This is a genomic window from Rhizobium sp. BK376 (assembly GCF_004341625.1).
Classification (GTDB): Bacteria; Pseudomonadota; Alphaproteobacteria; order Rhizobiales; family Rhizobiaceae; genus Rhizobium.
Map to the genome: position 1 here is coordinate 328,226 of NZ_SLZG01000002.1, position 14,291 is coordinate 342,516.

Here is a 14,291-nt window from a genome sequence, read left to right on the forward strand (position 1 = left end):
GTTCGCTGGATATTGAAAAGGCTGCGGGCGGGGTCTTCTGCCCGCGGCTGGTCTGAGGCCGAGTTGTGTATGTGGCTTAAGACCCTCTCTGCCCTGCCGGGCATCTCCCCCACAAGGGGGGAGAAGACTCGCGGCACCCGCTCGTTTCCGTTGTGGGGCTTCGGCGGCGCGGCGGGTTAGTCCCTCCCCCTTGTGGGGAGGGGTTGGGGAGGGGCCTTCAGCCACACGCACCAACCCGGCAATCCGAGGGGGACTGCGCCATGTTCGACACATTCGTTTACCGCATCGGCCTGGCGATATCGGCCGGCTTTCTCCTGTGCATCCTCGCCGTCGGTGGCTTGAGGGCGCAGGACGATCCGCATGGCCTGATCAACTCGCTCGGCCCGGCGAATTTCCAGCAGGCCGACGAGATCGTGAAGAACCTCGCCAAGACGGGCGATGCGAAGATCGTGCCAGCCCTCGAAGCCTTCTCCAACGGCGATCTCTATATCCGCAAGTCGGACAACCAGGTTTTCATGACCAAGCCCGCCGGCTCCTTCGACCTTGCCATCATAGATCCCATCAGCGGCGAGAAGGTCGGTCAGGAAAACAAGGGCAACCTGACCAAGATCAAGGTCAACAACAATCTGCGCCGCTCGATCCGCGCGGCGATCGGCGGCCTGACGCTGATGAGCCCGGATCGCGGTGTCCGGCTCGAAGCCGCCGAATCCATCCTGAAAGCCCCTAGCGCCGACAGCCTCGAGGCCATCGAAACCGCGCTGAAGAGCGAGAAGGACAGCGAGATCCGCAGTGCTCTCGACAAGGCACGCTCTGTCGCCATCCTCTCCTCCGACCGGTCGATCGATGACAAGAAGGCGGCGATCCAGGCGATCCGCGAGGAAGGCGGCCGCGATGCCGTCGGCATTCTCTCCTCCATTACCGTTGACGACAGCCTGAAGCCCGATGTCGCCGCCGCGATCAAGAGCGTGCAGGATAGTCTGGCGATCTGGGACGGCGTGCAGAACGTCTGGTACGGACTATCGCTGGGCTCCGTCTTGCTGCTGGCGGCGATCGGCCTTGCCATCACTTTCGGCGTCATGGGCATCATCAACATGGCGCATGGCGAAATGGTCATGCTGGGCGCCTATTCGACCTATGTCGTGCAGGCGATCATCCGGTCTTCCTTCCCCGGACTGTTCGACTGGTCACTGGCGATCGCGCTGCCGGTTGCCGTCATCGTCACGGGCGCGGTCGGGCTGGTCATCGAGCGCTGCGTTATCCGTTTCCTCTATGGCCGGCCGCTGGAAACGCTGCTCGCCACCTGGGGCATTTCGCTGATCCTGCAGCAGGCTGTGCGTTCGATCTTCGGGCCGACCAATCAGGAGGTCGGCAACCCCTCCTGGATGTCCGGTTCCTTCGACGTCGGCTATATGAGCGTCACCTGGAACCGTGCCTGGATCATCGTCTTCTCGCTCGCGGTCTTTTTCGCCCTGCTGATGCTGCTCAAGCGCTCGTCCTTCGGGCTGCAGATGCGGGCGGTGACGCAGAACCGGCGCATGGCCTCCTCCATGGGTATCCGCACGCCCTGGGTCGATGCCTTCACCTTCGCGCTGGGATCGGCGATCGCCGGCATGGCGGGTGTCGCGCTTTCCCAGATCGACAACGTCTCGCCCAATCTCGGCCAGAACTACATCATCGACAGCTTCATGGTCGTGGTGTTCGGCGGCGTCGGCAATCTCTGGGGCACGCTGGTCGGCGCCTTCTCGCTCGGCATCCTCAACAAGTTCCTCGAACCCTATGCCGGCGCGGTGCTCGGCAAGATCCTGGTGCTCGTGCTCATCATCCTCTTCATCCAGAAACGTCCGCGCGGCCTGTTCGCGCTCAAGGGAAGGGCGGTGGAAGCATGATTACGGCCTTCCTTCTCCGGTCGCTGGACCGCAAGGTCAGCATCGCGATCCTCATACTCCTGGCCGTCGCCGTACTGGTGCCGCTGTCGAACCTCATGGTGCCGGAAACGAGTGCCCTGCACATACCGACCTATCTGATGTCGCTGTTCGGCAAGTACCTCACCTATGCGCTGCTGGCGCTGGCGCTCGATCTCGTCTGGGGCTTCTGCGGCATTCTCTCGCTCGGCCACGGCGCCTTCTTCGCGCTCGGCGGCTATGCGATGGGCATGTATCTGATGCGTCAGATCGGCAGCAGAGGCGTCTACGGCAATCCTGTTCTGCCCGACTTCATGGTCTTCCTGAACTGGAAGGCGCTGCCCTGGTTCTGGTATGGCTTCGATCATTTCTGGTTCGCCGTGCTGATGGTCTTTGCGGCGCCCGGCCTGCTCGCCTTCGTCTTCGGTTGGTTCGCCTTCCGCTCACGCGTCAACGGTGTCTATCTGTCGATCATCACGCAGGCGATGACCTATGCGCTGCTGCTCGCCTTCTTCCGCAACGACATGGGCTTCGGCGGCAATAACGGGCTGACCGACTTCAAAGATATCCTCGGCTTCAACATCCAGGCCGACGGCACGCGCGCCGCGCTCTTTGCCGCGACCGCCATCATGCTGGCGATCTCGCTGATGCTTTCCTCGGCGATCGTGCGTTCGAAGTTCGGCAAGGTGCTCGTCGGCGTGCGCGATGCCGAAAGCCGCACGCGCTTCCTCGGCTACCGCGTCGAGCATATCAAGCTCTTCACCTTCGTTGTCTCAGCGATGATGGCGGGTGTTGCCGGTGCGCTCTACGTGCCGCAGATTGGCATCATCAATCCCGGCGAATTCGCGCCGGCCAATTCGATCGAGGTCGTCATCTGGACGGCGGTCGGCGGCCGCGCCACCCTGATCGGCCCGATCATCGGCGCGATCCTCGTCAATGGCGGCAAGACTGTTTTCACCGGCCTGTTTCCCGATTTCTGGCTGTTTGCGCTGGGCGGTCTCTTCGTCCTCGTCACGCTCTTCCTGCCGCGCGGCGTCGTCGGCACGATCATGAGTTACGGGGCGGGCGGGCGGCGCCTGCGCAAGGCCTCGGCCGAGGCGGAAGACGGCGAGAGCGACAAGAAAATCCAGGCGGCGGAGTGAAGCCATGATCCCCGACATCAAGCCCAACAGCCTGCTTTACCTCAACAATGTCTCCGTCTCCTTCGACGGCTTCAAGGCGCTGAACTCGCTTTCGCTGGTCATCGAGCCCGGCGAACTGCGCGCCATCATCGGCCCGAACGGCGCCGGCAAGACGACGATGATGGACATCATCACCGGCAAGACGCGGCCGAATTCTGGCGAAGTCTTCTTCAACGGCAGCATCGACCTGACCAAGAAGGATGAGGCCGACATCGCCCAGCTTGGCATCGGCCGGAAGTTCCAGAAGCCCACGGTCTTCGAGAGCCATACGGTCTGGGACAATATCGAACTTGCGCTGAACCGCTCGCGCGGCGTCTTCTCGACACTGTTCTACCGGCTCTCCAATGCCGATCGTAATCGCATCCATGAAATCCTCGACACGGTGCGCATGCATCACCGCAAGGACGAACTCGCCGCCAATCTTTCGCACGGCCAGAAGCAATGGCTGGAGATCGGTATGCTGCTGGCACAGGAGCCGAAGCTGCTGCTCGTCGACGAACCGGTCGCCGGCATGACGGATGCGGAGACGACGGAGACGGCGATCCTGCTGAAGGAGATCGCCAAGACCCGCTCCGTCGTCGTGGTGGAACACGACATGGGCTTCATCCGCGATCTTGGCGTCAAGGTGACGTGCCTGGCCGAAGGCTCGGTGCTCGCCGAGGGCTCGATCGATTTCGTCAGCAGCGATCCGAAGGTGATCGAAAATTATTTGGGGCGGTGATGGGGATGAGTGTTGTGTGTGTGATACCCCCCTCTGCCCTGCCGGGCATCTCCCCCACAAGGGGGGAGATTGACTCGTGGCGGGCGTCTCACCAATCCATGAACGTTGGAGCGAGCGGGTGCGCCCAGCCGATCTCCCCACCTGCGGGGGAGATGCCCGGCAGGGCAGAGGGGGGCGTCCCAGCCTCAAACCATCATAGGGGACAGTCATGCTGAAAGTCGAAAACGCCAACCTCCATTACGGCGCCGCCCAAGCGCTGCGCGGCATCTCGATCAAGGCTGAGATGGGCAAGATCACCTGTGTTCTCGGGCGAAACGGCGTCGGCAAGAGCTCGCTGCTGCGGGCCGTCACCGGCCAACACGCTTTATCGGGCGGCAGCGTCACCTTCAACGAGGTGAAGCTGAACGGCATGGCGCCGTTTGCGCGTGCCAAGCAGGGTATCGGTTACGTCCCGCAGGGCCGCGAGATCTTCCCGCTGCTTACGGTCAAGGAAAATCTGGAAACGGGGTTTGCGCCGGTCGGCCGCAAGGACAAGAACATCCCTGACGACATCTACAATCTCTTCCCGGTGCTGAAATCCATGCTCGGCCGTCGCGGCGGCGATCTGTCGGGCGGGCAACAACAGCAACTGGCGATCGGCCGGGCGCTGGTGATGCGGCCGAGGATCCTGGTGCTTGATGAGCCGACCGAGGGCATCCAGCCGTCGATCATCAAGGATATCGGCCGGGCGATCCGCTACCTGCGCGACAGCACGGGCATGGCGATCCTGCTGGTCGAGCAATATCTCGATTTTTGCCGCGAGCTTGCCGACTACGTCTACATCATGGATCGCGGCGTGATCATGCATGAGGGACTTGCCGAAACTTTGGACACGCCCGAAGCAAGGCGTCACCTGACCGTATGATCCGTGCTGCAGATTTCATCCCCTGCTGAAAAATCGTGCAGTCTCGTACATCGGACGTTCCGTGCGTCCTCGACGCGCGCTCGCTTCTGCATGAGGCACGGAAATTGCGTCAATGTCTCGGTAGACGGGTTCGGTAAAGCCCGTGGAACGACATGCCAGGATCGGAAGAGCAGATGACCGCAGCAGCGGTGAGCACCAGACCGCAGAGAGCCGAGGGATACGGACATCTCGCCGCAAAGGCATTGAATGGTCGCACGCGCCTTGCCGAGCTTTTTCAGGAAGGTGCAGCGAAGATCCGGCTGCCCGACACGTTCGACCATTCCATGGAAGCGGTTATCATCAATACCGCGGGAGGTTTGACTGGCGGTGACCGCATGAACTGGAGCGTGGTCGCAGCGCCAGGCACGCGCATCGACGTGACGACGCAGGCTTGCGAGAAGATCTACAAGGCTTCGGCAGGGACCGCCGAAGTCTCCACGTCGATCAAGGTTGGGGCCGGAGCGCGCGTCGACTGGCTGCCGCAGGAAACGATCCTCTTCGACCGGGCATCGCTTTTCCGCAGGCTCGACCTCGATCTCGCCGAAGGCGCCGAATTCCTTGGCGTCGAGGCAGTCCTCCTGGGCCGCAAGATGATGGGCGAGGCGATGGTGACAGGCTTATTTCGTGACCGCTGGCGCATCTGCCGCTCCGGCAAGCTCATTCACGCGGAAGAGCTCCGGCTGGAGGGCGCTGTCGCCGACCTGGCCGCTACTCACGCCGTGCTCAGCGGTCAGGTCGCCTTCGCGACCTTGCTCTACGCGGGTGCATCCGCCGAAGCCTACCTAGCGAAGGTGCGGCCGCTGCTTGAAGGGCATATGGGTGGTGCCAGCCAGTGGCGCGACAAGCTGGTGGTGCGGCTTGCCGCTGCCGATGGCTTCGCGCTCAGAAAAATTCTGATCCCGGTCATTTCCGCCTTGCGTGACGGCGGGCCGGTGCCGAAAGTCTGGAATCTGTAAATTCGAAGCACATAGGTAGACGATGAACCTCACTCCGAGAGAAAAAGACAAGCTGTTGATTTCCATGGCGGCAATGGTGGCACGGCGACGCTTGGAACGGGGCGTCAAGCTGAACCATCCGGAAGCAATCGCATTGATCACCGACTTCGTCGTCGAGGGCGCGCGGGACGGCCGCCCGGTTGCCGAGCTGATGGAAGCCGGCGCCCACGTCATCAGCCGAGACCAGGTGATGGAAGGCATTGCCGAAATGATTCACGACGTGCAGGTCGAGGCGACGTTCCCTGATGGAACCAAGCTCGTCACCGTGCACGAGCCGATCCGGTAAGGTTAGGAATAGACATGATCCCAGGGGAAATCATTGCCGCAAGCGGCGATATCGAACTCAATGCCGGCGCGCCGACCGTGTCGATCGAGGTGTCCAATACCGGTGACCGGCCTGTGCAGGTCGGCAGCCATTATCATTTTGCGGAAACCAATGGCGGCCTTTCGTTCGATCGCGCCAAGGCACAGGGCATGCGTCTTGATATTCCCGCCGGAACAGCGGTGCGTTTCGAGCCCGGGCAGACCCGCTCGGTGACGCTCATTCCACTTTCCGGCAAGCGTGAGGTTTATGGCTTTCGCCAGAAAGTCATGGGCAAGCTCTAGGCTGCCTCGACATATGCAGCCGGGAGGGCGGAATGAGATCTTTATGGTTGGGGGCGTGCGCTGGGGTCGGCATGCTGTGTTTTGCAAGCATGGCGCATGCCGATGACGATGCGCCTGTCGATTGCAAGAATGCCGTTACGCAGACGGACATGAACATTTGCGCGGATCGCGACTACAAGGCGGCGGATGCGGAACTGAACGTGCAGTACAAGAAGACCCGCGCTACAATGGTTTCCTGGGATGCGGACCTGGATGACGATCTGAAGGGAGCGGAAAAAGCGCTCCTCAAGGCACAGCGCGCATGGGTCGATTATCGCGACGGCGAATGCGAGGCCGAGGGCTTCGAGGCGCGGGGCGGAACGATGGAACCGATGCTGGTTTCGGCCTGCCTCGCCTCAGTGACGCGGGAGCGGACAAAACAGCTGAAGCAATTGGCCGATGGGCTCGGGAACTAGCACGACAGTGAGCGCAAAGCGGACCATCATGATCGTCGGCAACGGCGAGGTTTCCGAGGCGGCGGCGAAAGTGATCGATGCCGCCGACCTCGTCATACGCTTCAACGATTGCCGTTCGGCGACCGATATTCGATGCCGCACCGATGTCGTTGCGGTCTGCAATACCGGCAGGCCAGGAAAGGCGATGCTGGCCTCGCCGGACTGGCGCAATCATTTCGCCGTCAAGGGCGCCTCGGAAATCTGGAGCGTGCGTGATCCGGCGAAATTCGCGGAGATGCGGGCGCCGCTTGCCGTCTCCCATCCGGAACTCGATGATTTCTGCGACGACTATACGGATGGTTTCGAGGCCTTCGCGCGGGAGAGCGGCAAACGGCATGTGATCATCGATCGAGCTATCCACGAAGGTATCGACGAGGCACTCGAGGCTTATCAGCCAGGCCCTTACGTCGTGCCCAGCAGCGGCATGGTTGTCATCGCCGAGGCGCTTGCCCGCTATCCCGACGCCGATGTGGCGATTGCGGGCTTCGGGCATGTCGGCTGGGAGTGGCATCCCTTTGCCGCAGAAAAGAAGCTGGTCGAAGCAATGATATCGGCCGGGCGGCTCCGGCGCCTGGACACCAATTTTTCCGAACCCCAGAGGTAGAACAGACGATGCCCTACAAGATCTCCCGTGCCGCCTATGCCAACATGTTCGGCCCGACCGTCGGAGACAAGGTTCGTCTCGCCGATACCGAACTCTTCATCGAGGTGGAAAAGGATTTCACGACCTATGGCGAAGAAGTGAAATTCGGCGGCGGCAAGGTTATCCGCGACGGGATGGGGCAGAGCCAGGTGACGCGGGCAAACGGCGCAGTCGACACCGTCATCACCAACGCGCTGATCGTCGATACCTGGGGGATCGTGAAAGCCGATATCGGGCTGAAGGACGGACGCATCGTGGCGATCGGCAAGGCGGGCAATCCCGACATGCAGCCTGGCGTCAACATCATTGTCGGCCCGGGCACCGAGGCGATCGCGGGCGAGGGCAAGATCGTCACTGCCGGCGGCATGGACAGCCATATCCACTTCATCGCGCCGCAGCAGATCGAGGAAGCGCTGATGTCGGGCATTACCTGCATGCTTGGCGGTGGCACCGGCCCGGCGCATGGGACGCTTGCGACGACCTGCACGCCCGGCCCCTGGCACATTGCCCGGATGATCGAGGCGGCCGACGCATTCCCGATGAACCTTGCCTTTGCGGGCAAGGGCAATGCCTCGCTGCCCGGCGCGCTGGAAGAGATGGTGCTTGCCGGCGCAACTTCGCTGAAACTGCATGAGGACTGGGGTACGACGCCGGCTGCGATTGATTGCTGCTTGACGGTTGCCGACCAATACGACGTGCAGGTGATGATCCATACCGATACGCTGAACGAAAGCGGCTTCGTCGAGGACACGATCGGCGCGATCAAGGGTCGCACCATCCACGCTTTTCACACCGAAGGTGCGGGCGGCGGGCACGCGCCTGACATCATCAAGATCTGCGGCCAGGCGAACGTCATTCCCTCGTCCACCAATCCGACGCGGCCCTATACGGTCAACACGATCGCCGAGCATCTCGACATGCTCATGGTCTGCCATCACCTGTCGCCGTCGATCCCGGAGGATATCGCCTTTGCCGAAAGCCGTATCCGCAAGGAGACGATCGCGGCAGAAGACATTCTCCACGACATCGGCGCCTTCTCGATCATCTCTTCCGACAGCCAGGCCATGGGCCGGGTCGGCGAAGTGGCGATCCGCACCTGGCAGACGGCAGACAAGATGAAACGCCAGCGCGGCCGGATGAAGGAAGAAAAGGGCGAGAACGACAATTTCCGCGTCAAGCGCTACATCGCCAAATACACGATCAATCCGGCGATCGCCCATGGTCTCAGCCACGAGATCGGCTCGGTCGAAGTCGGCAAGCGCGCCGACCTCGTGATCTGGAACCCGGCTTTCTTCGGCGTGAAGCCGGACATGATCCTGCTCGGCGGCTCGATCGCAGCCGCCCCCATGGGGGACCCGAACGCCTCGATCCCGACGCCGCAACCGGTCCACTACCGCCCGATGTTTGCGTCCTACGGCAAGAGCCTCACGAATTCCTCCGTCACCTTCGTCAGCCAGGCCTCGCTCGATGCGGGCCTCAAGGGCAAGCTCGGCGTCGCCAAGGATCTCCTCGCCGTCAGGAACACGCGCGGCGGCATCTCCAAGGCCTCCATGGTGATGAACAGCCTGACGCCACATATCGAGGTCGATCCGGAGACTTACGAAGTGCGCGCCGATGGCGAGCTCTTGACCTGCGAGCCGGCAACCGTGCTACCCATGGCGCAGCGTTATTTCCTGTTCTAGCGCGGTTTCTTGCCGGAGCGCGGCCACGCATGATGACGACAATCCGTTGGCTGTTGCGAGCAGCTCTCCTATTCGTTTGCGCAGTGACGATCGGGGTCTTCGTTCCTCGACCGTTTTTCAAGACCGATAGCGCAAACGCCGCTGCGGACAAGCAGCTAGAAATTCTGGTCCTGTCGGGGGCAATTCACACCGATATCGCCGTTCCCATCAACGATGAGGTGCGGAAGAGTTTTTCGTTTCTGGTGAAGGAAGGGTTCCCGCTGGCGGATCCGAACGCGCGATGGCTGGTCCTTGGCTGGGGTGGTCGGTCCTTCTATTTGGAGACGCCAACCTGGGCGGATCTACGACCGATGCCCGTCCTGCGCGCTTTCACGCTCGACCGCTCTGTCATGCATGTCGAAATTGCCGGCGACATATCCGATAAGATCCCCGGCGTGACGCCTGTGGCGATAGACGGGCGGGAATTTCAGCATTTGCTTGATTTTGTGTCGGACAGTTTTGTCAAGCAATCAAGCGCAGTCTTGCCGATACCCGACGCGGCTTATGGCCAATCCGATCGCTTCTTCGAGGCGAAAGGTTATTTTAATGCTCTTTTTGGATGCAACACCTGGGCGGCCGGCGCGCTGCGTGCCGCCGGGCTGAGGACGGGCTTGTGGAATCCTCTGCCGCAGACGCTCCAGCTTTCGCTCGCTCTCTACAACTGAGATCGATTTGCTCTATCCTTGTGCATTTCGTGGGGTTGGTATGCGTCTGTCGAATAGCTGTTATGCGCCGCAATATATTAGCGCATTTCATGCTGCGACGCGGCAAAATCTTCGCTAGTGAGAGGCCACAAAATAGGGGTCGCGGATTTTCCCAAGACTTGCCGCGACCCCACCCCTCGACCAAGGAGATTTCGATGATCGGCAAAAAGGTTCCCGCCGTTACCTTCCGCACCCGCGTTCGCGACGAAGCCGTTGGCGGCCCCAATCCGTTCCGCTGGCAGGACGTTTCGTCCGAGGATTATTTCGGCGGCAAGCGCGTTGTATTGTTCTCGCTGCCGGGGGCCTTTACCCCGACATGCTCGACCTACCAGCTGCCCGACTTCGAAAAGCTCCACGAAGATTTTAAGGCCGAGGGCGTCGACGAGATCTACTGCATTTCCGTCAACGACGCCTTCGTCATGAATGCCTGGGGCAAGTCGCAGAATCTCGAGAACGTCAAGCTCATCCCCGACGGCTCGGGCGAATTTACGCGCAAGATGGGCATGCTCGTTGCCAAGGATAATCTCGGCTTTGGCATGCGCTCCTGGCGTTATGCCGCCGTGATCGATAACGGCGTCGTAGAGCACTGGTTTGAAGAAGAAGGCTATGCCGACAATTCGGAAACCGATCCGTACGGCGTTTCTGCCCCGCAGAACATCCTTGAGAGCCTGAAGTCTCTGAAGGCTGCTGCCTGAGTGAAGCTTGGTTCTCTTTAACGAATCATTGATGGAGGCCCTTTCGAGGGCCTTTTTCATTGGTGGCCCGGGGACCAAAATTGAAATTTAAAAGACGATGCTAAAATACAACTATGTGTGTCGTCGCGTCGCCATGAAACACAATTTAATCGCTAATTTGTGATCTGCGATGTTAAAGTAAATATTATCATAGGCTTGGCTATCCTAACCTGGCACGTGCCATTTTTGAGCGCTTCCTATACGTGTAGTTCGCTTATTTCTCACCAGTCACATATCATAGAATAGTTGCATTTTAACTGGGCTGTTAAGCACTTGGAAGAGTCTTGGCCTCTATCTGAACGCATTGGATTCTGGAGCGTGAGGGGCCAGAGCATGAAAAAGTGGATTTCGCTCCAGGCTGAATTTGGTAACTTTCATCGACGGGCGACCATTTTTGTTTTCGCCATTAAGATGAGTTTTTCTTCGGTGATTCTCTCGTCGATTGTTATCGCCGTTGCGCTTCCGTTGATGCAGTTCTTCGGTGTGCTTCCGCTTCCGCTCCTGCCCGCAATTCAGTTCGGGGTTGTTCTATCCTGGCTCATAGGCGGCGGCGTCTCCGGCGTGCTTGCCATGTTTGCCGGTGTCGCTATTCACGAGCTCTCCGTCTCCCGTGTAGAGTTTGAACGGCTGAGCAGGACCGACATGCTGTCCGGCCTTCTCAATCGACGCGCATTTACCGAGGCGCTGGAATGCGTTGAAGAGGACGCCTCATTGGCCATTTTCGACGTCGACCGGTTCAAGGCGATCAACGACCGCTATGGGCACGCATCCGGCGACGCCGTCATCGTTGCCGTCTCGAGAATATTCGCCAGCGTTTTCAATGGCTGCAGCGTTGTAGCGCGCCTCGGAGGCGAGGAATTCGGCGCCATCCTGCGAGGTGGCACCCTTAGCGAGCGCATCGAAGATATCGAAAAGGCAAGAGCGATGATCTCGCGGGAGATGATCCCGGTCGAAGGCGGAGATGCACGGATCACCATATCGGCCGGCATCGCGGATATCTGGAGCGGACGCAAGAAGGAGGCCGTTTATGCGGCGGCGGACAAGGCGCTTTATCTTGCCAAGGCGCTGGGTCGTAATCGCATGGTCCACGAAAGCGAGAGCCTGCAGCATGGCTGGCATCCGCGGGCGCCGGAGAGCATTTCAGAGATACAGATTTCGCCAAATGCCTATGAGTGGCAGCAATACGGCCACGGAATATAAGGCGATTACCGCATTGGCTCTTGTCGCGCAGGGCGCTATTTTGCATGGTCTTTTAGAAGCTTGAAGCGAGATCAACATGCAGCGCGTCACCTCCTATCTGCCGGCAGGCACTCCATCCTCCCATCCCATCGATCGCGTGGTGCTGTCGCACGATCTGCGCCATCTGCGGCGGAAACTGCTGCATCTCGAGAATGGCGAGATGGTGATGCTCGATCTGAAGGAGCCGGTGCTTTTTGCAAGCGGCGACCTTTTGGTGCGCGAAGACGGCGAACTGATCGAGATTGTTGCGGCAGAGGAAAAGTTGTTCGAGATCAAGGCGCGTGACACCAGGCACCTGATCGAACTCGCCTGGCATCTCGGCAATCGCCATTGGACTTCGCAGATCGACGAGGACCGCATCCTCATTCCGCGCGACCACGTCCTGCGGTCCATGCTGGAAGGTCTCGGCGCCACGGTGCGCGAGGTGACCGAAGCGTTCCAGCCGATGCGCGGCGCCTATCATGGCAATAGCGGCCATTCCCATGGCCACGACCATCATGGACACGACCATGATCATCACCATTCCCACGACTGATTCGACGTTGCCGGAAGGCGGTGACCTGCAGGCGCTGTTGAGATTGATGGCGTGGTTGTCGCCGGCTTTTCCGGTCGGTTCCTTTGCCTATTCGGGCGGGCTCGAGAGGGCGGTCCACGACAGGCTCGTCGGCGATGCTGTCGGGCTTGGCGAGTGGATATCGACGCTGCTGAGACACGGCACGGCGCGGAACGACGCCGTGCTCGCGGCTGAGGCCCACAGGGCGTTTGATGATGCCGCACGATTGGCTGACGTTGCCGAACTCGCTGAGGCGCTCGCCGGTTCGCGGGAGCGGCATCAGGAGACGATGCTGCTTGGCGAGGCTTTCCTTTCAGCCGCTGCCGCCTGGCCCCACCCTGTCTTCTCGTTGCTTTCGCCAAAGACGGCTTATCCGGTTGCAGTCGGGGCAGTGGCAGGCGGGCACCGGATCGGTTGCGAAAAGATGCTCGCCGCCTTCCTGCACGCGCTGGTTTCTCAGGCCGTATCGTCGGGCATTCGTCTCGGTGTTGCGGGACAGAAGGAGGGGGTGGCGATCCTCGCTAGGCTCGAGGTGGATATCAGCGATATCGCCAGGCGCGCATCGCGCTCCAGCCTCGACGATCTCGGTTCGGCCACTGTTCAGGCCGATATCGCCAGCGTCCGGCACGAAACTCAGGCAACGAGGCTTTTCCGGTCGTGATCTCAGCATCGCGCAGCGATGGTGAATCGGGGGATAGTCCATACGTCATTCGCCGCTGTGCGCCCGGCACAGTGTTCGCTATTCTAGCGTTTTATCGGAGTTTTAAACCATGAAATCGAGAAACGGACCCTTGCGCGTCGGCATCGGCGGCCCTGTCGGCTCGGGCAAGACGGCGCTGACCGAAAAGCTCTGCAAGGCCATGCGGGAAGACTATTCAGTCGCCGTCGTCACCAACGATATCTATACGACAGAGGATGCGGAGGCGCTGGTGCGCATGCAGGCACTGCCGTCCGACCGCATCGTCGGCGTGGAAACCGGCGGCTGCCCGCATACGGCCATTCGCGAGGATGCGACGATCAACCTGCAAGCCATTGCCGGCCTCAACGAGCGCATCCCCGACCTCGACGTCGTGTTCATCGAGTCCGGCGGCGACAACCTCGCGGCCACCTTTTCGCCCGATCTCGCCGACATCACCATCTACGTCATTTCCGTCTGCCAGGGCGAGGAAATCCCCCGCAAGGGCGGCCCGGGCATCACCAAATCCGACCTTCTCGTCATCAACAAGAAGGACCTAGCCCCCTTCGTCGGCGCTGATCTCGACGTCATGGATCGCGATGCGACCAAGGGGCGGGCAGGGCGTCCGTTCGTCTTCTCGGACATGAAGCGGGGCGACGGCATCGGCACGATCGTCGGCTTCTTGAAGGAGTATGGGGGGCTTTGAGGCCAGTTCGGCTCGAAGACGAACGCACCGAAATTGCTTCGGTTAGTCCGGCCGCCCGACTGGCGCTTGGCGGTGCATAAAGCGAATGCCCTTTCCGGCGTTGGGCTCATCGGCGAAGCGGGCGATTACATGCAGATGTGTATGGAAAACATGTTGGCCCCCAACGGCGCCGACGTTCCAGCCGATGGTGAAGCCATCCGGCTTCAAGGGCGAGAGATGCGATTTCGCGAGTGCAAGCATCTCGGGCATTTACTGCCATTCCTCGGCGGTCATGTCGAAGGGTGTTTCCGAATGCTGGCGCGGGATGATCATGACTGACGTCGTCAATTCGGGATCGATGCTGCCGAGCATATAGAACGCATGATTTTCGCCGAGTGGCGTATCGGCGAGCAGGTCGTTTGCGAGACAGAAACGGCAGTTCGGAACTGTGTCTGATGGCATGATACGGTCGTCATCAAGGAGCGGGAGGTGATT

The 14,291-nt window shown here is 60.6% G+C and carries 18 protein-coding genes; 16 read left to right on the plus strand and 2 right to left on the minus strand.

Annotated features, from left to right (window positions below; translation table 11 throughout):
* The first annotated feature begins 260 nt into the window (after positions 1-260).
* The 16 genes from urtB (at position 261) to ureG (ending at position 13,817) form a co-directional block, all read left to right on the plus strand.
* Complete coding sequence (urtB, locus tag EV561_RS06095) at positions 261-1,886, plus strand: urea ABC transporter permease subunit UrtB (protein WP_132518680.1); 1,626 nt, start codon at positions 261-263, stop codon at positions 1,884-1,886.
* Positions 1,883-3,043 (plus strand): urea ABC transporter permease subunit UrtC, encoded by a 1,161-nt coding sequence (urtC, locus tag EV561_RS06100; protein ID WP_132518682.1) that lies wholly within the window; start codon positions 1,883-1,885, stop codon positions 3,041-3,043. The genes urtB and urtC overlap by 4 nt, the downstream gene beginning before the upstream one ends.
* A gap of 4 nt (positions 3,044-3,047) precedes the next feature.
* Positions 3,048-3,803 (plus strand): urea ABC transporter ATP-binding protein UrtD, encoded by a 756-nt coding sequence (urtD, locus tag EV561_RS06105; protein ID WP_132518684.1) that lies wholly within the window; start codon positions 3,048-3,050, stop codon positions 3,801-3,803.
* Positions 3,804-4,011: 208 nt separating this feature from the next.
* Entirely contained in the window at positions 4,012-4,707 is a 696-nt protein-coding gene (gene urtE / locus EV561_RS06115) for an urea ABC transporter ATP-binding subunit UrtE (protein WP_132518686.1), read from the plus strand.
* Between the two features lie 173 nt (positions 4,708-4,880).
* On the plus strand, positions 4,881-5,702 hold the full coding sequence (locus EV561_RS06120; protein WP_132518688.1) for an urease accessory protein UreD: 822 nt from the start codon (positions 4,881-4,883) through the stop codon (positions 5,700-5,702).
* 22 nt (positions 5,703-5,724) lie between these two features.
* Positions 5,725-6,027, plus strand: coding sequence for an urease subunit gamma (locus EV561_RS06125; protein WP_028751899.1), 303 nt, complete (start codon positions 5,725-5,727; stop codon positions 6,025-6,027).
* Positions 6,028-6,041: 14 nt separating this feature from the next.
* Positions 6,042-6,347: an urease subunit beta gene (locus EV561_RS06130; RefSeq protein ID WP_132518690.1), complete on the plus strand. Its 306-nt coding sequence runs from the start codon at positions 6,042-6,044 to the stop codon at positions 6,345-6,347.
* Positions 6,348-6,418: 71 nt separating this feature from the next.
* Positions 6,419-6,802, plus strand: a complete 384-nt coding sequence (locus EV561_RS06135; protein WP_245512624.1) for a lysozyme inhibitor LprI family protein — start codon at positions 6,419-6,421, stop codon at positions 6,800-6,802.
* A gap of 28 nt (positions 6,803-6,830) precedes the next feature.
* Entirely contained in the window at positions 6,831-7,445 is a 615-nt protein-coding gene (locus tag EV561_RS06140) for a Urease operon accessory protein (RefSeq protein ID WP_132519862.1), read from the plus strand.
* A gap of 8 nt (positions 7,446-7,453) precedes the next feature.
* Complete coding sequence (ureC, locus tag EV561_RS06145; RefSeq protein WP_132518694.1) at positions 7,454-9,166, plus strand: urease subunit alpha; 1,713 nt, start codon at positions 7,454-7,456, stop codon at positions 9,164-9,166.
* Positions 9,167-9,195: 29 nt separating this feature from the next.
* Positions 9,196-9,870 carry a TIGR02117 family protein gene (locus EV561_RS06150; protein ID WP_132518696.1) on the plus strand — a complete coding sequence of 225 codons (675 nt, stop codon included), beginning with the start codon at positions 9,196-9,198 and terminating at the stop codon, positions 9,868-9,870.
* Between the two features lie 194 nt (positions 9,871-10,064).
* Positions 10,065-10,604 (plus strand): peroxiredoxin, encoded by a 540-nt coding sequence (locus EV561_RS06155; RefSeq protein ID WP_132518698.1) that lies wholly within the window; start codon positions 10,065-10,067, stop codon positions 10,602-10,604.
* Positions 10,605-10,976: 372 nt separating this feature from the next.
* Positions 10,977-11,843 (plus strand): GGDEF domain-containing protein, encoded by an 867-nt coding sequence (locus EV561_RS06160; protein ID WP_132518700.1) that lies wholly within the window; start codon positions 10,977-10,979, stop codon positions 11,841-11,843.
* Between the two features lie 76 nt (positions 11,844-11,919).
* A complete protein-coding gene (gene ureE, locus EV561_RS06165; RefSeq protein WP_132518702.1) occupies positions 11,920-12,417 on the plus strand; it encodes an urease accessory protein UreE in 498 nt (165 codons plus the stop codon).
* On the plus strand, positions 12,380-13,096 hold the full coding sequence (locus EV561_RS06170; RefSeq protein ID WP_132519864.1) for an urease accessory protein UreF: 717 nt from the start codon (positions 12,380-12,382) through the stop codon (positions 13,094-13,096). The genes ureE and EV561_RS06170 overlap by 38 nt, the downstream gene beginning before the upstream one ends.
* Before the next feature lie 109 nt (positions 13,097-13,205).
* Positions 13,206-13,817 carry an urease accessory protein UreG gene (gene ureG / locus EV561_RS06175; protein WP_132518704.1) on the plus strand — a complete coding sequence of 204 codons (612 nt, stop codon included), beginning with the start codon at positions 13,206-13,208 and terminating at the stop codon, positions 13,815-13,817.
* A 42-nt stretch (positions 13,818-13,859) separates the two neighbouring features.
* On the opposite strand, the gene EV561_RS06180 is transcribed toward ureG, so the two are convergent.
* Both EV561_RS06180 and EV561_RS37555 read right to left on the minus strand, forming a co-directional pair.
* Positions 13,860-14,066 carry an HIT domain-containing protein gene (locus EV561_RS06180; protein ID WP_207910495.1) on the minus strand — a complete coding sequence of 69 codons (207 nt, stop codon included), beginning with the start codon at positions 14,064-14,066 and terminating at the stop codon, positions 13,860-13,862.
* Positions 14,067-14,258, minus strand: coding sequence for a hypothetical protein (locus tag EV561_RS37555; RefSeq protein WP_207910496.1), 192 nt, complete (start codon positions 14,256-14,258; stop codon positions 14,067-14,069). It abuts the gene before it with no gap.
* Between the last annotated feature and the right edge of the window lie 33 nt (positions 14,259-14,291).